Below are 21,270 nucleotides of genomic sequence, written 5' to 3'. Positions count from 1 at the left end.
AGGTTTTTCAGTGCCCTCGCCATTTGGAAAAAGGGGATTTTTTATTTTTCCAATCATTTTCGTTTTCCCTTTTTCAAAATTGCATTTCGCAGCAGGGAAGACCTCGGCAACGATGACGAGAGAATTAAAAACCTCGCTCTCCCGAAACATAGCCCCCACCCTTTAGATGATTTTAGGCTGCTGCCCCACTTACTTCTGCTACTGGTACAGAAGCAAGGGAAGCCTTGCGTGTAGGTACTGCTGCCACAATCATTTCCTTGTGGTGTGGGTAGTTCTCAAGAAACCAATCCCTAACTGCTGCATACACTTCTCCATTTTCTGTATAAACACCTTCGAAATGCAGGATAACTCTTTCAAAAATATCAAGATTTTCGTTGTCCATGATAGAGATAAACTTTCTCATGTATCTGTATGTTAAGCCCTTGAATGCGTTTGGCTTGTTCTTTCTGCTGCATTCTCTCACAGAGACTTTCATGTTTGGGTAGTCACTTAAAACTGCTCTTAATCTGTCATTTTCCTCTGTTGCAGGAACTTTTGCATTTTCATAAAATCCTTTAGTAACAACAATTTTGTTTGCGATAAAATCAATAGTAATCTCTCTCATGTTCGTAATCTCCTTTTTATAATTCACACAATTTGTTAAACAGTTCTTCATCTGTTAGTGGCTCAATCTCTGCTGCAACCTCTTCCCATGCTACTGGGGTGCTGTCGTAATAGTGGCAGAGCATTTCTTCCATTGTCTCTCTCATAGACAAATTCCATGCCAGAGACAGTTGCTTTATTTCGTTGGCTACTTCCAATCTCTTTTCTTTGCTCATGGCTATTCTCCCTTCTTATGCAACATCTTCAAGTTCTGCTGCCAATTCATCAAGTTCTTTCTCAAGTTTAAGGTTTTCCAGTTCTTTTTCGTAAGCTTCTTTATAGTTGTTTAAGAACCATTTCTTAATTACTGCGTATTTGCCCTGCTTACCTTCGGCAATCTCACAGACTCTTTCAAAGAGTTTTACATCTGCTTCTCCAATAGTAGAGAGGAATCTTCTCATTTCTTCTACTGTAAGACCTTTGAAGGACTTCTTATTGTCTTTTTTGGCAATTTCTTTTCTTCTGATTGTGTAATCTGGGAAGTCTTTTCTGATTCTCACTAATTCGTCATAAGCAGCAGAACCAATTACATTTGCTTCTGTCTCGAAAGCCTTTGTGATAATGATTTCCTTTGTTGCGTGATTGAAGTTAATTCTGCTAAGTTTTTTCATGGTATTTGTTCTCCTTTAATTGTAATTTTTTATTAGTTGTATGAAGTTGTTGTTATTTCCTTGCTTCATCTTATGTACTAATTATACTTCGCAAGGTGTGCAAATTCTTGTACTTGGATAAAATCTTTTTAAGTTTTTTTCTTAGGCTGCAATCTTTTCTGAAACTGCTACTTCTACTGATTCAGACTCTTCGAACTCTTCAACACCTGCTGCAATTTCTTCTAATTCTGCTGCAAGTTTGAGGTTTTCCAGTTCTTTTTCGTAGGCTTCTTTGTAGTTATCTAAGAACCATTTCTTAATTACTGCATATTTTCCCTGCTTGTTTTTTGCTATCTCGCAAACCTTGTCAAAAAGTGCCACTTCTTTTTCGCTTCTGGTTGCAAGGAATCTTCTCATTTCTTTTACAGATAATCCCTTGTAAGCCTGTTTAGACTTGTTTACTTCAATTTCTTTTCTTCTGATTGTGTAATCTGGGAAGTCTCTTCTGATTTTGACTAACTCATTGTATTCTGTTGAACCAATCTTGTTTGCTGCCTTTTCAAAAGCCTTAGTGATGATGATTTCCTTTGCTGCGTGATTGAAACTTACTCCATTTGTTTTCATAGTTGTTAAATCTCCTTTTCTCTTGGTTATTTGTTTTGATAAGTTGTGATGAAGTTGTTGTTTTTTGTTCTGTTCCCTTGCTTCATCTTATGTACTAAGTATACTGCTACTGGTGTGCAAGATTTTGTACTTCGATAAAAGTTTTAAAACTTTTTCAAAAAGATTTTCTTATACTTGTACCAAATTAAACCTCTCTGTTTTTGTACCAAAATTGTTGACTTTTAGTGACAAAAATGGTATGATTATAGTATCAAAAAAGAGGTTCGTTTAATTTGGTATTAAAGAGTTGTAAAAGGAGATTTTGAACATGGAATACATTGATTATGGTTATTGCAGAATTTCAACACCAAAGCAGAATATTGATAGACAAGAGAGAAACATCTTAGATGTGTACCCTGCTGCACACATAGTTAAAGAGACTTTTACTGGAACTAAGATAAATGGAAGAAAAGACTGGAACAAGTTATATAAATTAGCAACTCAAGAAGCAGGAACTAAAAATGTGAGAATTGTTTTCGATTCTGTTTCCAGATTTTCAAGAAATGCAGATGAAGGTTGTGAACTGTATGAGGACTTGTTCAACAGAAACATTACTCTTGTTTTCTTGAAAGAGCCACACATCAACACAGAAGTTTACAAGCAAGCTTTACAGAACCAAATCGAAATCAAGTTGAATACTGGCAACAAAGCAACAGATGAGTTTATAAACAATATCATAGAAGCCTTGAACAAGTACACAATAGACTTAGCCAAAGCCCAAATCAGAATAGCCTTTGAGCAGGCAGAGAAGGAAGTTCTGGACTTACATCAGAGAACATCAGAAGGTATCAAAACTGCAAAACTCAATGGAAAACAGATTGGAAGAGTGGCAGGCAAGAAGTACACCACAAAGAAAGAAAAAGAAGCAAAAGAAATCATTCTTAAAAATAGCAAAGATTTCAATGGAACTAACACAGACTCCGAAGTTATAAAAATAGCAGGAATTTCCAGAAACTCCTACTACAAATACAAAGCAGAACTAAAAGAAGCAGCAGAGCAATAAGCCCTGCTGCCTTTATGTGTCACTTCTACTACAAACCGAAAAATTCATTTATTATTTCATTTCAGATTCATAAAGAATGCAGTCAATCAATTTAGATGCAGATTCTTTTTCAAGTGGAAAGACCCTATTGAAATACTTAAAATAAATAAGCAGCGACCAATACACCTCATACCCACCTAATTCATATTCCTCTTCTGTTGGAAAATAAGATAAGCATCCATTTGTATAACCATTTACATAAAAGTATGCATCATTCTTTTTTTTCATGCACTCCAAAGCAAACTCTACCATCAGTTCATAAGGGACACCACACATGCACCATTGCCCAATACTAAAATACTGAATTTCAATTTCATCTTCTTGTTGGGCTACTCCTGCTCTATGCAAGCGATTAACTTCTGTCAACCATTCTGTTCCATCAATGTTACAGTAATGTTTTGCCTCTGTTGCAATTTGTTCTGCTCTTTCCAATGATGGTACATTAGAATGAAGCACTGTGTCGATAGAATACATTTTGGCAGATAAGTTACTCATTACCTCAATATTTTCTATTACATCAACAACTTTTTCATAAATGCTATTCGCCATATCCTCTAAAGCAGTATTCGACCTAATGTATTCAGTTCCTCTTGCGTCTATCGGAGTGTTTGCAGATTTGAAATACTTAGGTGCTATATTCCCAGCCGACCCTTGTATTACCATAACTGGGCAACCAAATTTTCTCTGCAATACATCTCTTATTGCACCGAAGTAATCAGGTGATATTAAATAGTTGTCGCTTTTAAGCACATTACAATGAGCAGTTACTCTTACCAAAAGCAAGTGCATATCATCTTTGCTTTCCTCACTAACCTTTAAGAGCCCCACTCTTTTATCGAGACTTGTATTCCCCTCTCGCCTATTGACACCTATTTCAGCTTCCACATTAGTCCAACCACATAAAACTGGTTGCATAACAGATAACGCTCTTTCTGCAGCCAACTCGATTTTTTTGCAAACCATTTCATAATAATGTGGCATATTATCTGCATCTGGTGCTGAATGACAATGAGAAAAACATAACATAACTTTATCTCTTGATACATTTAAGACTTTACTCACTTTCATTCTCAAACTATCTGCCAAATGTTTTGCAAAACCAATACTATCAATGCAAATCAAGCAACAACGCTCTTCATTCTCCCACACAGATACTTGTGCTATTAATGATTTTAGTACTCCTCGAGACATATCATCTTCGCGATTAAAGCCTATTAACGACATAGGTGTGTCTGGTGTTATATCAATCTCAGCATATCCCAATTTCAACATCTTTATATTCTCCTAAATTCAAATTTGTCTTTATCTGTAATATTGTAAATTTTCACGCTGCGTATGTCAATCTTTTCTACTTTTTAAAATAAACCTATCAATTTCATCAATTCTATTACTCAAATTCTCTGCCATGGAATCCAGTAACATTTTAAACAGAAAAACATTCTTCTGTAATTCGTGTTCATGTCTTAATTCATAAATCTCTTCCAGAGAACCCAATACATAAGAGAGACTCTCCATACCAAACTCTATATCTGATAAGTTCCCCATAATTTCTCTTAATCTATCCATTATTCCACTTCCCCCAATCAAAGTTTGTTTAAGTTACTTTTCAGTTCTTGTACTGCCTGCTCTGACATCGCCAGATAGTATTTGTGGGTTGTGGAACTCTTGCTATGCCCCATTTGCTTCAACAAAATGTGTTCTGGTGTGTTCATAAGTGCCAATTTTGTACCAAAAGTATGACGCAAGTTGTGATACTTAAATTCAACATCTGCAATTTTGAGAATGTGCTGCCTATGATGTCTGATTGCATGTTCTGTCTGGATTTTTCCATTTGGTAAAGTGTTTACAAGTCTTAACGATGATACTGTTCCTCCTGCTGCGTCTATTACCTTAATTTCATTCTGTTCTCTCTGCTTCTGGTACACAACCTCATACTCTTTAATCTGCTCTTGAAGGTTTGTTAAATATTCCTTGAGAGTGTCACAGATAAAAACTTTTCTTCTTGCGTTTGGGGTTTTAAGGGCATTCAGATACACAAGCCCGTCATGTGTTTTCATCTGTCTCTCAATGGAAATGTAACCCTCTTGCAAATTGATTCTATCCCATGTAAGACCATAACATTCTGCAACTCTCAAGCCACAGTATCGACCTATCATGTAAGCAGTTTCTACAGTTTTCCCTTTGAAGTATTCATCTAAGAATTTCAGTTCTTCATCTGTATAAACTTCAATGTCTGTTATGTCTGTTGATTTCTTAGAGGGCATTTTGATTTTTGTATTTTTGTTCACACAGAGTTTGTTGTAATCACCAACAGACAAATAATTTCTGGAATAGGCTTGACCGAAAATCAAATAGAACTGCTTTAAAAACCCTTCCACATAACCATACGCATAACCATTTACACAGTATAACTCTGCAAGAAAGTCCTGCACATCTGCTACTCTGACAGTATCAACATACTTAGAACCGAACCTCTCTAAAATATGATTATTCCAAAGGGCTTCCTGCTTCTTGATAGTTGCGTATGCTTTATCTTTTCTTCCACATTCGCAGTATTCCTCATAAACTTCTCTAATTCGTTTTCTGACAATCTCTTTGCCCTTTGGTGCAGCAGCAGGAGGGACTTCTGCTTGTACTTTCTCTAATGCCTTTTTTCTTGCTCTTGCTGCTTGCTTCTGGGTTTTAAAAGGGTTGCCTTCCTCGTCTTTAGACCTTCTTTGCGTTTTCTGTTCTCCATTGATTTTCACAATGAATCTGTAAGCCCAAAGACCATTTTTTAATTGATAAACTCCTACCTCTTGGGATTCTGCTTTTTTTGATTGTGTGGTTGCCATAATTTTCTTTCTCCTTCTTAGTTGACTATAGTTGACCACACTTGTATAATGTTGTTAGAAGTTGTTGTAGAATTGACTAAAGAATTGACTACTTGAAGGTTAGTTAAAGCCTTTTGTTTATTGGCTTTTAAGTTACCCCTGCACAACCGAACGCAGTGAAGGTTGTGATGAAATGGCTAGAGACGAAGCAAGACACGGAAAAGCATTCGAAGGATTACTCAAACGCTACTTTGGCTAAGCTACAAGCCGAGCAGGGATAAATAGAAGAGCCNNGGCTCTTCTATTTATCCCTATTAGGCGACAGCCTGCAGCGAGAAGTAGCGCAGCGCATTCGAGCTGGCTCGACCTCCTATTTCTGGTTCGCCGGCTCCACAGCCACCGTCTTCCCTTTAATTTTCACATTCTTCATCGCATTCAGTACCTCACGGGCATATTCCCTCGGCACCTCAACAAATGTATATTTATCATACATATCAATCGTTCCGATCAGCTTTCCATCCATTCCGCTTTCCCCGGCGATCGCACCAAGAATATCTCCCGGACGTACTCTCTGCTTCTTGCCAATATTGATGAACAGACGTACCATTCCGTCCTCACCTGCACCGGTATCTCCAAATTCCCAGTCATTTTCCTCTGTATTTTTATTATCCTCTGTCATTCCACAGCAGATTTTCAAAAATGCTGCTGCCATATCCATTGCTGTAAATTCAGAATTATTGACACGTTCTTCGATCGCATTGATCATCATGTCCAGATCTTCCTGCTCGATCACACGCTCCACATCATCCAGAATATTTTCCATCTTAGTATTCGCAACGTCATTCAGTGACGGAACTTTCTGTGCATAGATCTTCGTCTTGCAGTATCTCTGGATCTCTTTCAGTTTGTAAACTTCTTTTCCTGATACGAAAGAAAATGCTCTTCCCTCGCGTCCTGCACGTCCGGTACGCCCGATACGGTGTACATAATATTCATCATCCTGCGGGAGATCATAGTTAAATACTGCTTCCACTTCATCTACATCAATTCCACGGGCCGCCACATCCGTCGCTACCAGGATCTCTGTCTTACCGGTCCGGAAGCCCTGCATCACGCGGTCTCTCTGTTCCTGCTTCATATCCCCGTGAAGTCCTGCTGCAAAATATCCGCGTCCGAGAAGTGCATTTACCAGAAGATCCACCTGCTTCTTCGTATTACAGAATACCACCGAAAGCCTTGGTGAATAAATATCAAGAAGTCTGGAAAGAACTTCCTCTTTCTTCTTCGGCTTTACATCATAATAATACTGCTCAATATTCGGAACAGTCAGTTCCTTTTTTGTAACTTTGATCACTTTTGCGTTATCCTGGAATTTCTTCGTAATCTCCATGATCGGCTTCGGCATGGTGGCTGAAAAAAGCACAATCTGGCGCTCCTCAGGAACACCACTTAATACAAATTCGATATCCTCGCGGAATCCCATGTTCAGCATTTCATCTGCTTCGTCAAGCACAACCGTGTGTACAAAATCCAGCTTCATCGTCTTTCTCCGCATGTGGTCCATCACACGCCCCGGAGTTCCGATGACGATCTGTGTTCCACTCTTTAAGGAACGGATCTGCTTTACGATATCCTGTCCTCCGTAAATCGGCAGGACCTTGATTCCATGCATATATCTGGACAGGTTGCGGATCTCGTCTGCTACCTGGATTGCAAGCTCTCTGGTCGGGCAGAGAACGATCGCCTGCAGCTTTTTCAGCTTCGGGTCTACCTTTTCCAGAATCGGGATCCCGAATGCTGCGGTCTTACCGGTTCCGGTCTGTGCCTGCCCGATCAGATCGATCCCGCTAATCATTGCCGGAATTGCCTTTGCCTGAATCGGCGAAGCCTCCTCAAATCCCATGTATCTTACTGCTTTCTGAATCTCTTCCGAAAGTCCCATTTCTTCAAATCTAACTGTTTCCATCCATTATCCTTTCTATAAATACATTACCAATTACAAATATGACCTTAAACTCCATCATATAAAATCTGCCAGAGCCCATTCTCGCGCCTGCGGCGGTCGCTTGCGACATCTTCCTCATCCGTCGCAATGCACAATAAAAAACTCCTTACTTGGTGACAATACAAGTAAAGAGCATCGTAACATTCGCGTTATATTCTAACAAATAATTTTTAAAAAGTCAATTTTCACTTGCATTTTATGCATAAACGGTATAATATACTCATATACTTAATGTAGTATTGATTACTACATATGATAGTTTTAATTATTCATCTCTAAGGAGGGATTTGTGATGAAAAAGAAACATATTAAAGATCCAGGAAGTGCAATCACACATTTTATCGGCATGCTGATGGCAATTTTCGCCGCATTTCCACTTTTAATAAAAGCAGCCCACGAACCGAGCCGGATTTACCTGATCTCGCTTGCAATCTATGCAGTCAGCCTGATTCTTTTATACGCCGCAAGCACAACCTATCATACCTTTGATCTTTCCGAACGTGTCAACACGATCCTGAAAAAGATCGACCATATGATGATCTTCGTACTGATCGCCGGAAGCTACACACCGATCTGCCTGCTGGTACTGGAACGCAGAACCGGACTTATCATGCTCGCACTTGTATGGGGTATCGCAATCACCGGAATCATTATCAAAGGGTTCTGGGTATTCTGCCCGAAATGGGTATCCTCCGTCCTCTACATTAGTATGGGATGGATCTGTGTCCTCGCATTCAGTCAGATCCTCAACAATCTGACACGTGCAGAATTCGGATGGCTTCTCGCCGGCGGAATCATTTACACGATCGGCGGTGTGATCTATGCACTGAAGCTTCCGATTTTCAACAATAAGCATAAGAATTTTGGCAGCCACGAAATCTTCCACCTCTTCGTGATGGGCGGAAGTGCATGCCACTTTGTTGTAATGTATTCTTTATTGTAAACCCTGCATCCTCGAAAAATCCGGAAATCTCACCCCACTAAAGCTGAGAAAGCAATTTCTTATTACGCACACGCCGACAGGAGAAGTAAATCTGCTTCTCCTGTTTCATGTCCTACTGCCCTGTCTCTTTATAGTTCATCACCAGCCCAAGCTTTGCTCTCCGCGTCATATGCTTGATCGCATACTCCCGCCGCATCGCCTCTTCCTTCGTCTCAAACTGCTCCAGATACACCAGCTCTACCGGTCTCCTGGATCTGGTGTATTTTGCGCCTTTCCCGGCATTATGCGCTTCCAGACGCTTCTCAATATCATTCGTCCACCCGGTATATAATGTTTCATCCTTGCATTTTAAAATATATGTATAATTCATCGCTTCAAAGAGGGACTAAAAAGCCCCTCTTCCTTTCTCCTGCTCTTATTCTTCAGCCAGATAGTCCATCGGATTGACCGGCTGACCATCTTTTAACATCTCGAAATACAGATTGCAGCCTTCCAGACTGTAATACTTGGTCGGGATCTCCAGATATCCGATCACATTTGCCGTTTCCAGATAATCACCGACTTTCACCTGCACTTCTTTGAGCTGTCCATACATGCACTCGTAGCCATTTCCCATATCCAGAGTCACCGTGATTCCCGTCTGCGCAAAGTTGTCAATGGATTTGACTATACCTGGTGCTGCTGCGATCACGTTATCGTTCACCGCACCGGATATGATCATCGCCGGATTATATCGATACTGGTCCAATGTAGAAAAATATACGGTTTTATCCATACTGTAGCTCATCAGCACATTGCCGTCCACCGGCCACAGAAGCTGGCTGTCCTCCCCGAAATTCAGGTTCATTGCCGTTCCTGCGGTCTGCGTGCTGTCCGTCTCCCATGTATCCATCCTGTTCTCTGTACTTCCATCTGCTGCCGTATTTGCAGCCTGGCTGTCCTCTTTTGTCACAGGCTCTTCATCTTCCAGCGCTTTCTTTGCAATACTGCTTGTCTCTTCCGCATTTCTTTTGATTTCTTCCTCTTTCGCCTGCTGTTCTTCCTCGATCTTTGCCTGCTCATCCTTCACATTTGCCCGGTAATTTCTCCATGTATAGGCTCCTGTAAGCACAATAGCAGCGGCAAAGCAGACCGCAAGACCGATCGACGCTCTTTTTCTCCTCTTATTAGAGGACTGCTGCTTTTTATTCATATTTTATCACCTCTGACAATATTTTTGCCAGAAAATGACCAGCTTATTCTCCCTTTTTGTTTTTTTCGATCACAATATCCGTGACCTCTTCCAGACTGACATCAGTGAAAAAATATTGCAGGATTTCTTCACAGGATTTCCCTTCCTCTGCCATCTTCTCTGCCGTGTACTGGCTCATCCCAAGACCGTGCCCGATTCCCTTCGCCGTAACCCTTGTCTGCCCGTCATAATCCTGAAGCGTAAAACATGACGAGGCAAGATGATAGGTTCTCCGGAATTCTTCACCATTTACTGTTTCACTGCCACAACGGACCTCTGTCACATACCCGGCACTGTCTGTTCCTGTCACTTCCATGTCGCTTCCCTGAATCATGGATACGGTCATCTCCTCTTTTGCCTCCACATCTTCGGGACATTCCCTGCTCTGAAGATACGGATACTCTTCCGAACCAAACACTTCATTTCCAGACCTTGTTTTCCCGTTGCTTAGCCGGTGATACGGAGTCAGGATCAGCCTTCCGTCATACAGCAGAACCTGTCCCTTTGTCTCATCCCAGGCAGCTTTCATCTTCTCATAATATTCTCCATAATGATCTGCTCCCCAGTTGCTCTCCATCTGCTGCCTGGTCCAGTATTCCTTCGTCAGGACAGTATTGGTGCCCTCATCCTGGATGCTTTTGTAAATGCTGGTCCGGATCAGCACTGCCTGTGCCTTTAACGTTTCCGCCCCCGCATCTGCCTCAATTTCTTTAGCCAGAATCCCGATCCCATATTCATCCAGCGAAATTTTTCTGTTCTTTTCGTCACTTTTTACGGTCACATACGGGCTCGTCCCATTGTCCTGCGCCAGACCGCTTCTGCCATTCAGCAGAATCGTAACCATATACGGAAGTAATATAAGAATGGCAGCAAAATAGCCTGCCTGTCTGAAGTATTTTCGCATAAATAAAACCTCCCATACCACTGTATGAGAGGTTTTGACTGATTATGCTTCTGGTTTAACTGTAACATAATCCAGTTTCCAGATATTATCAACATATTCCTGAATGGTTCTGTCTGAAGTAAATTTGCCACAGCTTGCTGTATTCAGGAGTGCCATCTTAGCCCAGCGATCCGGATCCTTGTAAGCTTCTTCCACTTTCTTCTGTGCTTCTGCATAAGAACGGAAGTCTTTCAGGATAAAGTATCTGTCCGGTCTGTCTCCACCCTGTGTATTCAGAAGTGAATTATACAGGTCGCGGAACATCTCATGGTCACCATGTGAATAAGTTCCATCCATCAACTGGTCAACGACTCTCTTAATATCCCAGTCATTGAAGTAGATTTCCTGCGGGTTATATCCGCCATTATTCTCATAGTTAATAACTTCGTCAGAACTGAGACCGAAAATAAATGCATTTTCAATTCCAACTTCTTCTACGATCTCTACATTGGCTCCATCCATAGTTCCAAGTGTCGGTGCACCGTTCAGCATGAACTTCATGTTACCTGTTCCGGAAGCTTCTTTGGAAGCGGTAGAAATCTGTTCGCTGACATCTGCTGCCGCGAAGATCCATTCTGCATTGGATACGCGGTAATCTTCGATAAATACGACTTTCAGCTTTCCATTGATACTCAGGTCATTATTTACCACATCTGCTACAGAGTTGATCAGTTTGATGATCTCTTTTGCACGGACATATCCTGCGGAAGCTTTTGCACCAAAGATAAATGTTCTCGGATAGAAGGACATCTCCGGGTGTTCTTTGATCTGGTTGTACAGATACATTACATGCAGAATGTTAAGAAGCTGTCTCTTATATTCATGAAGACGCTTAACCTGTACATCATAAATAGATCTCGGATCGATCTCTACTCCATTGTGTTCCAGAATATATTTTGCAAGACGTTCCTTGTTCTTGTATTTGATATCCATAAATTCTGCTCTTGCCTTCGGATCATCAGCAAGTGGTTTTAATTTTGACATCTGGGACAGATCTGTGATCCAACCGTCTCCGATGTGGTCTGTTACCCAGTCTGCAAGCAGCGGGTTACCATGAAGAAGGAATCTTCTCTGTGTGATACCATTGGTCTTGTTGTTAAATTTCTCCGGCATCATTTCGTAGAAATCTTTTAACTCCTGATGTTTCAGAATCTCTGTATGAAGTCTTGCAACACCATTTACAGAGTATCCCGCGATAATAGCCATGTGAGCCATTCTTACCTGTCCATCCATCAGGATTGCCATCTTACGGACTTTATCTTCATTACCCGGATACATGCGGCGTACCTGTTCTACAAAACGCCGGTCGATTTCCTGTACGATCTGGTACACACGCGGAAGCAGTCTTGAGAACAGGTCGATCGGCCATTTTTCAAGTGCTTCTGACATGATCGTATGGTTGGTGTAAGCAACCGTCTTTGTTGTTACTTCCCATGCTTCATCCCATCCAAGACCTTCCTGGTCAATAAGCAGACGCATAAGCTCTGCAACTGCTACAGTCGGGTGGGTATCGTTCATCTGGATCGTAACTTTTTCATACAGTTTGCGCACATCTTTGTGTTTCTTTTTATATTTATCAAGCATAACCTGAAGACTGGCAGATACAAAGAAGTACTGCTGTTTCAGACGAAGCTCTTTTCCTGCATAGTGATTGTCATTTGGATAAAGAACCTCTACGATCGTTTTTGCAAGGTTTTCCTGCTCGATCGCTTTATGGTATTCCCCGCGGTCAAATGCGTCGAGCTTAAAGTCTGTGATCGCCTGTGCATCCCAGATACGAAGTGTATTCACAACATGGTTTCCGTATCCTACGATCGGCATATCATATGGAATAGCAAGTACGGATTCATAATTTTCCTGAATAAAATTATTCTTTTTGGTCTCTTCATTATACTGTACACGGATCGTACCACCAAAACGGACTTCCTTTGCATACTCGTCACGACGGATTTCAAACGGATTGCCATCTTTGAGCCAGTTATCCGGTACTTCTACCTGATAGCCATCTTTGATCTTCTGTTTGAACATACCGTAGCGGTAACGGATTCCACAGCCGTAAGCTGCGTATCCAAGAGATGCAAGCGAATCCAGGAAGCAAGCTGCAAGACGTCCAAGACCACCATTACCAAGTGCCGCATCCGGTTCCTGATCTTCTACCACATTCAGATCAATGCCCATCTCATCAAGGGCTTCTTTTACTTCTTTATATGCAGTCATGTTGATCAGGTTGTTGCCAAGTGCACGTCCCATAAGAAATTCCATCGACATATAATATACGGTCTTTGGATCTTCTTTTTCGTATGTTTTCTGTGTTGCAAGCCAGTCATCTACGATTGCTTCTTTTACTGCATAAGATACTGCCTGGAAAATCTGCTGCGGAGTTGCTTCTTCAATCTCTTTACGATACAGTGTCCGCACATTTTCTTTCACATCATTTTTAAAAGTTTCTTTTTCAAATCTTTTACTGTACATACTTATATTCCCTTCTCATTTTTGCGCAGCGGCAGGGATTATTCTCCCTGCTTTTCTACGCCCATATTTACAGCTTCGCCGTTGATCTTCCAGTCTTTCACATAGCCTGCAGGTTCAGCTTTTTCAACTGCAACTGCAAGTGTCTCCTGTCCGATCTGCTCTGCATACTCTGCAAATACTTTTTCTGCTTTTTCGCTTCCGTCGTAAGTTACCCTGATCTTGTCCATAACTTCAAATCCGGCTTCCTTACGCATGGTCTGGATCTTACTGATGATCTCACGTACAAATCCTTCTGTCAGAAGTTCTTCTGTCAGGTTTGTATCCAGTACAACGGTGATACCATAGTCGCTCTCAGATACATATCCTTCCATCTGTGCCATATCGATCAGAAGGTCTTCTTTTGCAAGTTCGATTTCCTGACCGTTCGCCTGAAGCTTCAGAACACCTGTCACATTCAGTTCATCCATAGCGGCATTTCCGTCCAGATTATTGAGTTCATTTTTGATTCCACCTAACATTTTACCATATTTTGGTCCAACTGTCTTTAACTGTGGTTTAAATGTATAAGAAGTAAATGCACGAACATCCTCAGTCAGCTCGATTGCCTTTACATTCAGCTCGTCTGCCACGATATCCTGATAGAACTTTGGCAGATCAGAAGCGCCTTTTACGAACATCTTTCCGATCGGCTGACGGTTCTTGATATTGGCTGTATTACGGCATGCACGTCCCATTACAACGATCTTCAGGACTTCGTCCATGTTCTCTTCCAGAGTCTTGTCGATGTAAGCTTCGTTTGCAACCGGATAATCACACAGGTGGATACTTTCCGGAGCGCTTTCATCTACGCTTCTTACCAGGTTCTGGTAGATTTCTTCTGTCATGAACGGGATCATCGGTGCTGCAACCTTTGATACAGTAACAAGTGCTGTATACAGAGTCATATAAGCATTGATCTTATCCTGTTCCATTCCTTTTGCCCAGAAACGTTCACGGCTGCGTCTTACATACCAGTTACTCATATCATCTACGAAATCCTGAAGTGCTCTTGCAGCTTCCGGAATCTGGTAATTTGCAAGATTGTTATCGACTGTCTTGATCAGTGTGTTCAGTTTGGATAGCAGCCATTTATCCATTACAGACAGCTTCTCATATTCGAGTGCATATTTGGTTGCATCGAAATCATCAATATTTGCATACAGTACGAAGAATGCGTAGGTATTCCAGAGTGTTCCCATGAACTTTCTCTGTCCTTCCATAACAGCTTTTCCGTGGAAACGGTTCGGCAGCCATGGTGCACTGTTTACATAGAAATACCAGCGGATTGCATCTGCTCCGTAAGTCTCCAGTGCATCGAACGGATCAACTGCATTTCCTTTGGATTTACTCATCTTCTGACCATTTTCATCCTGCACATGTCCGAGAACGATTACGTTCTGGTATGGTGCTTTGTTGAAGATCAGAGTTGAAATTGCCAGCAGAGAATAGAACCATCCTCTTGTCTGGTCAACGGCTTCGGAAATAAACTGAGCCGGGAACTGCTGTTCAAATAATTCTTTATTTTCAAATGGATAATGGTGCTGTGCAAACGGCATAGATCCGCTGTCGAACCAGCAATCAATTACTTCCGGTACACGGTGCATCTGTTTTCCACACTTCGGACACTTGATGGTTACATCATCGATGTATGGACGGTGAAGCTCGATATTATCCGGGCAGTTGTCTGACATGGATTTCAGTTCTTCAATACTTCCGATGGAGTGCTGGCATCCGCATTCGCATTCCCAGATATTCAGTGGAGTTCCCCAGTAACGGTTACGGCTGATACCCCAGTCCTGAACATTTTCAAGCCAGTCACCGAAACGACCTTTACCGATGCTTTCCGGAATCCAGTTGATGGTATTGTTATTTGCGATCAGGTCATCTTTAACTTCTGTCATCTTGATGAACCATGATTCTCTTGCATAGTAGATCAGTGGAGTATCACATCTCCAGCAGTGTGGATAACTATGTTCAAACTTCGGAGCATCGAAGAGAAGTCCGCGTGCATCCAGATCTTTTAATACTTCCGGATCTGCTTTCTTTACAAAAAGTCCTGCAAATGGAGTGGTCTCACCCATATCACCTTTTTCGTCAACGAGCTGTACGAATGGCAGGTCATATTTACGTCCTACTTTCGCATCGTCTTCACCAAATGCCGGTGCCAGATGAACAACACCAGTACCATCTGTCAGCGTTACATAATCATCACAGGTAACAAAGAATGCTTTCTTTTTCTGTTTTGCTGCGCAGTCATATGCACACTGGTAAAGCGGTTCATATTCTTTGTATTCCAGATCTTTCCCTTTGTAAGTTTCAAGAACTTCGTATGCCGGTTTGTCTTCTTCTGCAAATTTTCCAAGAATGGTGTCGAGCAGAGCACATGCCATGTAATAGGTATATCCGTCTGCGCATTTTACTTTTGCATAATCTTCTTCCGGGTTTACGCAAAGAGCGATATTAGAAGGAAGAGTCCAAGGTGTGGTTGTCCATGCAAGGATGTATGCATCTTCATCTTTGACTTTGAAACGAACGATAGCAGAACGTTCTTTGACATCCTTATATCCCTGTGCAACTTCCTGTGCAGAAAGCGGAGTTCCACAGCGTGGACAGTAAGGAACGATCTTAAATCCTTTGTAAAGGAGTCCCTTATCCCAGATTTTCTTCAGAGCCCACCATTCAGACTCGATAAAGTTGTTATCATAAGTAACATATGGATTTTCCATATCAGCCCAGAAACCTACTGTAGAAGAGAAATCTTCCCACATTCCTTTGTATTTCCAGACACTTTCTTTACATTTATTGATAAATGGTTCTACACCATATTTTTCAATCTGATCTTTTCCGTCAAGACCGAGCAGCTTTTCTACTTCCAGCTCTACCGGCAGTCCATGAGTATCCCATCCTGCCTTACGCGGAACCATGTAGCCCTTCATTGTACGGTATCTCGGGATCATATCTTTGATTACACGGGTAAGAACGTGTCCGATATGCGGTTTTCCATTTGCTGTCGGAGGTCCATCGTAGAAAGTATAAGTTTCTCCTTCTTTACGATTCTCCATACTTTTCTTGAAAATATCTTCTTCATTCCAGAATTTTTCAACTTCTTTTTCTCTGTCTACAAACTTCAGGTCTGTATCCACTTTTTTGTACTTAGCCATGATAAGCTCCTTTCTGAATCAATGACTTTGTATGCATTTTTGGGTATATAGAAAAAATGTGTCCCGGCACGTAGTGCCTTTTATTTCATAGGAAGTTCCTTTGGAATTTCCTATGAAATAAAAAAGACTTTCACCCGTAAAAGGACGAAAGTCTGTACATCGTTAACCACCTGTTACTGCATACCAGCATATGAGTTTCCTGTAACGGGGGAAATAACCGTCAGAACTTACTCGCCAGACTGCTTTCAGTTGCTGCAACTCGGAAGTGATGTTCAGATCTACCCTACTTGCACCGGTCTTCCACCATCCCCGGCTCGCTTTACCTTTCAAATAAACCTTACTGTCTTCGTCAATGTCTTTTGATCTTTTTTCACCATTTCTAGGTTATTATAATAAAGAACCCCTTGCTTCGTCAAGGGGTTCTGCGGTATTTCATGATTCTTTCCTTATATTTAACTGACCAGACGTTAATCTTTGTCAACTTCTCTTCTGCGCTTTCTGTTTGTTTCCACTTTCTTCTTTCTCATATGTTTCAGAACAGCTCTCCATACAATAATCAGTATAAGCACTGCAGCAATCGCACAGATTACAAGGATTACCTCTCGTGGTATTGTACTCTGAGCCTGCTTCTGTGTTTCACTGCCTGACTTATCGCCAGGCACCTGTGTTTCATTTTCTGTGTTATCCTTCTGCAGATATTCATCACTCAACGTCACAGCTGCTTTTCCGACCGGGTTGCCCTGATAAGTATAAGTTACTGTTCCGGTGCTGCTGTTCGTATCATCCTGTGTAATCTCGTAATCCAGGTTCTCGAAATTCACATTTTCCGGGAGTACAACATATGCATCCGGATCGATCTCTTTAAAATCACCAGAATCCTCATAATCAGCGATCGTATATTTTGCAAAATTATTAAATCCATAATCGAGCAGATTGATGGAATCCGGATATACATTCTTGCCATGGGTTTTAAGTACAACACTGATCAGCTCCAGATTGTCATCTGTCGCACAGGATACCAGTGTATTCAGTGCCTCATCTGTATACCCGGTCTTTCCGGCGATCGTCTTCGGATAATAATAATCACTCCAGTCGTAGAACATCAGATCTCCCTGCTGGAAAGTTCTCGCCTGATCCACCAGATTCGTTGCGCCGATCGTATACTGCAATGTCTGTGCAATGGTCTTAAATTCTTCGTGATTTTCAAGCAGTTCCTGCGTGATCAACGCCATATCCCGTGCAGTTGTATAATGATTCTGCGCATTCAGTCCATTCGGATTTTCAAAATCAGAATTTACCGCGCCAAGTTCTTTTGCACGTTCATTCATCTTCGCGATAAATCCGTCATATCCAAGTCCTCCAACATTTTCAGCGATCGCATAGGCAACTTCATTTGCCGATGCCATCAGAAGTGCATGGAGCGCGTCATTTAAAGAAATTTCCTCCCCTGCGATCATTCCGATATAAGCATCGCCTTCCGTCACACAGTCTACACTGTTCTGTGTGATGGTGATCTTGTCATCCAGATTTCCATTTTCCAGAGCAATCAGTGCCGTCAGAATTTTCGTGATACTTGCCGGATAAGCTTTCCCATCAATATTTTTGGCATAAAGGATCGCGCCACTTTTTGCTTCCATAACGATTGCAGCTTCTCCGTACGTTGCCGGTCCTTCCGGCCAGTTCTCCAGTTCATTGCTTGCAATCTTCATATCATGCGCCTGCTGTGTCACTTCCTCAATTTTCTGCTTCTGCAGGGCTTCAATTTCTTCTTCCTTTTTACCGGAAGTCTCTTCCTCTGTCAGATTATAGTTGCTGACCGTTGTATCGATCGGCTCATTTGCCGACGTATCTTCTGCAAATGCATTCATTCCAAGGCTTCCAACCATCATTGCCACCAATGATGCACTTAAAACTTTCTTCCATCTCCTCACGGATCTTCTCCTCCAAATTCTTTCCTCTTATCCAATAAATCCCCGATATCTGTTCAGACACGCGTATATATCCTGCTTCCGGATTTGTGCCATCGATACAGAAAGATAGCTTCCCCCACAAAGGGATGCCAGTCCCTGTTTCTGAATCTGATCCCAGAGTTTTTCTACACAGATATCCACATCCTGCTCTTTCCGTTCCATTTCTTCCAACAGATTCTTCAGACAGTATGCTAGTGCGGTTGTCTGCTCTGAATCCAGTATCTGCTCCACATATTTCAGATCCACATTTTCTCTTCCTATAGAAAAGGAATCTTTTCCAAACTGTTTTATTTTAACCTGGTCTCTTTTCTTTTCCATTTTTCCGGCTCTTAAATTTCTGTGCTTTTTCTTATCAAATAACACTGCTACATCAACCGGAACCTTCTTTTCATCAGTCTCACATTTACCGACAATCACTTTTTTTACTTTATCTGTGATATCGTATGTCCGGTAATTATCCATCTGCAGCACATGATCGGCAATATAAAAATAAGATCCTGAGCTTCCGGCTACCAGAATAATGGAAATTCCCTGCTTCTCATATAAATTTCTCGCCTGAAGCGTGAATGGAGTGATCGGCTCCTGTTCACCGGATACCACTGCCTGCATCAGTTCATCCCGAACCATGAAGTTCGTCGCACAGGTGTCTTCATCGATCAGAAGACATTTTGCACCTGACTGTACCGCTTCAACTACATTCGCAGCCTGTGAAGTCGAGCCGCTGGCATCCTCTGTAGAAAAGTTCACCGTATCCTTCTTATTCGGCAGATCATTGATAAATGGTGAAATATTGATATGGGACACACTTCTTCCATCTTCAGCACGGATCTTCATTGCGGTATCAGAAGTAATCGCATATTCTCTTCCATCACCGGCAATATGATTGTAAATGCCTTGTTCCAATGCCTTCAGAAGCGTGGATTTTCCATGGTATCCACCGCCTACGATCAGAGTAATTCCCTCCGGGATTCCCATTCCTTTTAATTTTCCCCTGTACGGAAGATCCAGTTCTATCTCCATACTCTCCGGTGCTTCAAAAGCGATCGCGCCCTTCATGGGCTTCTGTGATACCCCGCTCTCTCTTGGTAATACCGAACCATTTGCCACGAATGCGATTAGTCCCCGTTTTGTCAGTTCTCTTCTAATATAATACTGATCTTCCGCCAATTCTATACACTTTTTCACGTCCTGCTTGTTCAGGTTCTGATAATATAAGGATCTGTCCACAGCTTCCGGAAGATATTCAAACAAAATCTTCTTCAGTTCAAATGCATTGATCGTCCGTCCATTTGCTGGAAATCCCACTTCAAAACGTACCAGAAGGTCTCCATTCTGAATCTCAAATGCAGTTCTCTCCAGAACTTCCTGTCCGCAGCGGCTGATTCCGATCAGTCCACTTTTTCCCGAACCTTTTGCCTGAAACATAAATTTGGAAACAGCTTTTCCAAACTGTCTGGTAAGATAGTCCTGTAGTGCAATTCTTCTATGATCACTGGTATAATACTCTTCAGGAAATCCAGCCTGTGCTTTCTTCACCTGGATACTCAGCTTTGACGGAGAAGCAAACGGATCTCCCTGAACATGATCGATATTAAGCTGATATCCCTGGAATTGATAGCTCCCTCTCAAATCTTTGTAAGCCGGATAACTTCTTCGGTTGATACTCATCAAATTCTTTTCTAATTCTGCTGCTGATTTCATATCCCGCTCCCCTTTTTTATTAAATTTTATAAGTTTTTTCGTTTCACGGGAAGCACTTTCAATATTTCCTACGAAACGAAAAAAGATGTAAACCCTCTTTTATACAGGATTTACATCTTCTAAGTCATGAAGCATCGGGGATTCGAACCCCGGACAACTTGATTAAAAGTCAAGTGCTCTACCACCTGAGCTAATGCTCCATCTGTTATACAGCTTGTCTTCTCTCGAAGACAGTGCCCAGAACCGGAATCGAACCAGTGACACGAGGATTTTCAGTCCTCTGCTCTACCGACTGAGCTATCTGGGCATACACACTAATGTGTGAGTTGCGGGAGCAGGATTTGAACCTACGACCTTCGGGTTATGAGCCCGACGAGCTACCAGACTGCTCCATCCCGCGATGATATCTCATTATAGCACATCTTTTTTAAATATGCAATGGGCGGAGGTGGATTCGAACCACCGAAGCAAATTGCAGCAGATTTACAGTCTGTCCCCTTTGGCCACTCGGGAATCCACCCATATGAAGTTTTACTGTCTCCCAACAGACATCATTCAGATTAACTGTCTGATGCAAGCCGATGATCGGACTCGAACCGATAACCTGCTGATTACAAATCAGCTGCTCTGCCAATTGAGCCACATCGGCATATCAATGGGACCAATAGGGCTCGAACCTATGACCCTCTGCTTGTAAGGCAGATGCTCTCCCAGCTGAGCTATGATCCCATGATAATTTAATTAAGCAATCAGCAACAAGTACTTTTTGCAAGCGACCCGAATGGGACTCGAACCCACGACCTCCGCCGTGACAGGGCGGCGCTCTAACCAACTGAGCCATCGGGCCATACCTAAAGGTATCTCATGTACCTTCAAAACCACATACAAACTTAAATCTTTACTCCATCCATTTTCTTACCCTGTCCTACCTTCTTGGTTATGCCCTCGACCGATTAGTAACAGTCAGCTCCATGCATTACTGCACTTCCACCTCTGCCCTATCTACCTTGTCGTCTTCAAGGGGTCTTACTACTTTCGTAGGGATATCTCATCTT

General features: G+C 41.8%; 17 protein-coding genes, 7 tRNA genes, 1 rRNA gene and 1 pseudogene. 3 read left to right on the top strand and 23 right to left on the bottom strand.

Annotated features, from left to right (window positions below; translation table 11 throughout):
* Positions 1 to 172: 172 nt before the first annotated feature.
* The 4 genes from ACYQ5K_RS16125 to ACYQ5K_RS16110 all read right to left on the bottom strand — a co-directional run bounded on the left by ACYQ5K_RS16125 (position 173) and on the right by ACYQ5K_RS16110 (position 1,856).
* Positions 173 to 604, bottom strand: a complete 432-nt coding sequence (locus ACYQ5K_RS16125) for a hypothetical protein (protein ID WP_459777984.1) — start codon at positions 602 to 604, stop codon at positions 173 to 175.
* Between the two features lie 16 nt (positions 605 to 620).
* A complete protein-coding gene (locus ACYQ5K_RS16120; protein ID WP_459777982.1) occupies positions 621 to 818 on the bottom strand; it encodes a hypothetical protein in 198 nt (65 codons plus the stop codon).
* A gap of 15 nt (positions 819 to 833) precedes the next feature.
* Positions 834 to 1,253 (bottom strand): hypothetical protein, encoded by a 420-nt coding sequence (locus ACYQ5K_RS16115; protein ID WP_459777981.1) that lies wholly within the window; start codon positions 1,251 to 1,253, stop codon positions 834 to 836.
* Between the two features lie 141 nt (positions 1,254 to 1,394).
* Positions 1,395 to 1,856, bottom strand: coding sequence for a hypothetical protein (locus tag ACYQ5K_RS16110; protein ID WP_459777980.1), 462 nt, complete (start codon positions 1,854 to 1,856; stop codon positions 1,395 to 1,397).
* 307 nt (positions 1,857 to 2,163) lie between these two features.
* On the opposite strand from ACYQ5K_RS16110, the gene ACYQ5K_RS16105 reads away from it, so the two are divergent.
* A complete protein-coding gene (locus ACYQ5K_RS16105) occupies positions 2,164 to 2,898 on the top strand; it encodes a recombinase family protein (protein ID WP_459777979.1) in 735 nt (244 codons plus the stop codon).
* A 51-nt stretch (positions 2,899 to 2,949) separates the two neighbouring features.
* Here ACYQ5K_RS16105 and ACYQ5K_RS16100 read toward each other — a convergent pair whose 3' ends face one another.
* The 3 genes from ACYQ5K_RS16100 to ACYQ5K_RS16090 form a co-directional block, all read right to left on the bottom strand.
* Positions 2,950 to 4,209, bottom strand: a complete 1,260-nt coding sequence (locus ACYQ5K_RS16100) for a hypothetical protein (protein ID WP_459777978.1) — start codon at positions 4,207 to 4,209, stop codon at positions 2,950 to 2,952.
* 66 nt (positions 4,210 to 4,275) lie between these two features.
* The gene (locus tag ACYQ5K_RS16095) at positions 4,276 to 4,503 is read right to left on the bottom strand and encodes a hypothetical protein (RefSeq protein WP_459777976.1); all 228 of its coding nucleotides are present in this window, start codon (positions 4,501 to 4,503) and stop codon (positions 4,276 to 4,278) included.
* Between the two features lie 17 nt (positions 4,504 to 4,520).
* Positions 4,521 to 5,771, bottom strand: coding sequence for a tyrosine-type recombinase/integrase (locus tag ACYQ5K_RS16090; protein ID WP_459777974.1), 1,251 nt, complete (start codon positions 5,769 to 5,771; stop codon positions 4,521 to 4,523).
* A gap of 169 nt (positions 5,772 to 5,940) precedes the next feature.
* Here ACYQ5K_RS16090 and ACYQ5K_RS16085 point away from each other — a divergent pair.
* Positions 5,941 to 6,009, top strand: a pseudogene (locus ACYQ5K_RS16085) (NADH peroxidase); the annotation flags it as partial.
* A 111-nt stretch (positions 6,010 to 6,120) separates the two neighbouring features.
* Here the strand turns inward: ACYQ5K_RS16085 and ACYQ5K_RS16080 are convergent.
* Positions 6,121 to 7,716, bottom strand: a complete 1,596-nt coding sequence (locus tag ACYQ5K_RS16080; protein ID WP_173689180.1) for a DEAD/DEAH box helicase — start codon at positions 7,714 to 7,716, stop codon at positions 6,121 to 6,123.
* A 331-nt stretch (positions 7,717 to 8,047) separates the two neighbouring features.
* Between ACYQ5K_RS16080 and trhA the strand changes: the two genes are divergently transcribed.
* Positions 8,048 to 8,698 carry a PAQR family membrane homeostasis protein TrhA gene (gene trhA, locus ACYQ5K_RS16075; protein ID WP_055248060.1) on the top strand — a complete coding sequence of 217 codons (651 nt, stop codon included), beginning with the start codon at positions 8,048 to 8,050 and terminating at the stop codon, positions 8,696 to 8,698.
* Between the two features lie 112 nt (positions 8,699 to 8,810).
* On the opposite strand, the gene ACYQ5K_RS16070 is transcribed toward trhA, so the two are convergent.
* The 15 genes from ACYQ5K_RS16070 to ACYQ5K_RS16000 form a co-directional block, all read right to left on the bottom strand.
* Positions 8,811 to 9,068, bottom strand: a complete 258-nt coding sequence (locus ACYQ5K_RS16070) for a GIY-YIG nuclease family protein (RefSeq protein WP_173689179.1) — start codon at positions 9,066 to 9,068, stop codon at positions 8,811 to 8,813.
* A gap of 45 nt (positions 9,069 to 9,113) precedes the next feature.
* Entirely contained in the window at positions 9,114 to 9,890 is a 777-nt protein-coding gene (locus tag ACYQ5K_RS16065; RefSeq protein WP_173689178.1) for a M23 family metallopeptidase, read from the bottom strand.
* A 43-nt stretch (positions 9,891 to 9,933) separates the two neighbouring features.
* Positions 9,934 to 10,833: a SpoIID/LytB domain-containing protein gene (locus ACYQ5K_RS16060; RefSeq protein WP_055248055.1), complete on the bottom strand. Its 900-nt coding sequence runs from the start codon at positions 10,831 to 10,833 to the stop codon at positions 9,934 to 9,936.
* Between the two features lie 42 nt (positions 10,834 to 10,875).
* Positions 10,876 to 13,344, bottom strand: a complete 2,469-nt coding sequence (locus ACYQ5K_RS16055) for a glycogen/starch/alpha-glucan phosphorylase (RefSeq protein ID WP_173689177.1) — start codon at positions 13,342 to 13,344, stop codon at positions 10,876 to 10,878.
* Between the two features lie 38 nt (positions 13,345 to 13,382).
* Entirely contained in the window at positions 13,383 to 16,544 is a 3,162-nt protein-coding gene (ileS, locus tag ACYQ5K_RS16050) for an isoleucine--tRNA ligase (protein WP_173689176.1), read from the bottom strand.
* Between the two features lie 467 nt (positions 16,545 to 17,011).
* Positions 17,012 to 18,475, bottom strand: coding sequence for a D-alanyl-D-alanine carboxypeptidase family protein (locus tag ACYQ5K_RS16045; protein ID WP_173689175.1), 1,464 nt, complete (start codon positions 18,473 to 18,475; stop codon positions 17,012 to 17,014).
* Positions 18,476 to 18,502: 27 nt separating this feature from the next.
* A complete protein-coding gene (locus ACYQ5K_RS16040) occupies positions 18,503 to 20,215 on the bottom strand; it encodes an ABC-ATPase domain-containing protein (protein ID WP_459777970.1) in 1,713 nt (570 codons plus the stop codon).
* A 127-nt stretch (positions 20,216 to 20,342) separates the two neighbouring features.
* Positions 20,343 to 20,415 (bottom strand) — tRNA-Lys (locus ACYQ5K_RS16035).
* Between the two features lie 34 nt (positions 20,416 to 20,449).
* A tRNA-Phe gene (locus ACYQ5K_RS16030) sits at positions 20,450 to 20,522 on the bottom strand.
* Positions 20,523 to 20,541: 19 nt separating this feature from the next.
* Positions 20,542 to 20,615, bottom strand: a tRNA-Met gene (locus tag ACYQ5K_RS16025).
* 39 nt (positions 20,616 to 20,654) lie between these two features.
* Positions 20,655 to 20,736: transfer RNA gene (locus ACYQ5K_RS16020), tRNA-Tyr, on the bottom strand.
* Between the two features lie 55 nt (positions 20,737 to 20,791).
* Positions 20,792 to 20,864, bottom strand: a tRNA-Thr gene (locus tag ACYQ5K_RS16015).
* 7 nt (positions 20,865 to 20,871) lie between these two features.
* A tRNA-Val gene (locus ACYQ5K_RS16010) sits at positions 20,872 to 20,944 on the bottom strand.
* Positions 20,945 to 20,988: 44 nt separating this feature from the next.
* Positions 20,989 to 21,062, bottom strand: a tRNA-Asp gene (locus ACYQ5K_RS16005).
* Positions 21,063 to 21,148: 86 nt separating this feature from the next.
* Positions 21,149 to 21,270: ribosomal RNA gene (locus tag ACYQ5K_RS16000) — 23S ribosomal RNA — on the bottom strand; the annotation flags it as partial.

The organism is Allocoprococcus similis (genome assembly GCF_054660775.1).
The sequence above is the reverse complement of the archived record's forward strand: the minus strand, read 5'-3'. Positions and strand labels throughout refer to the sequence as shown.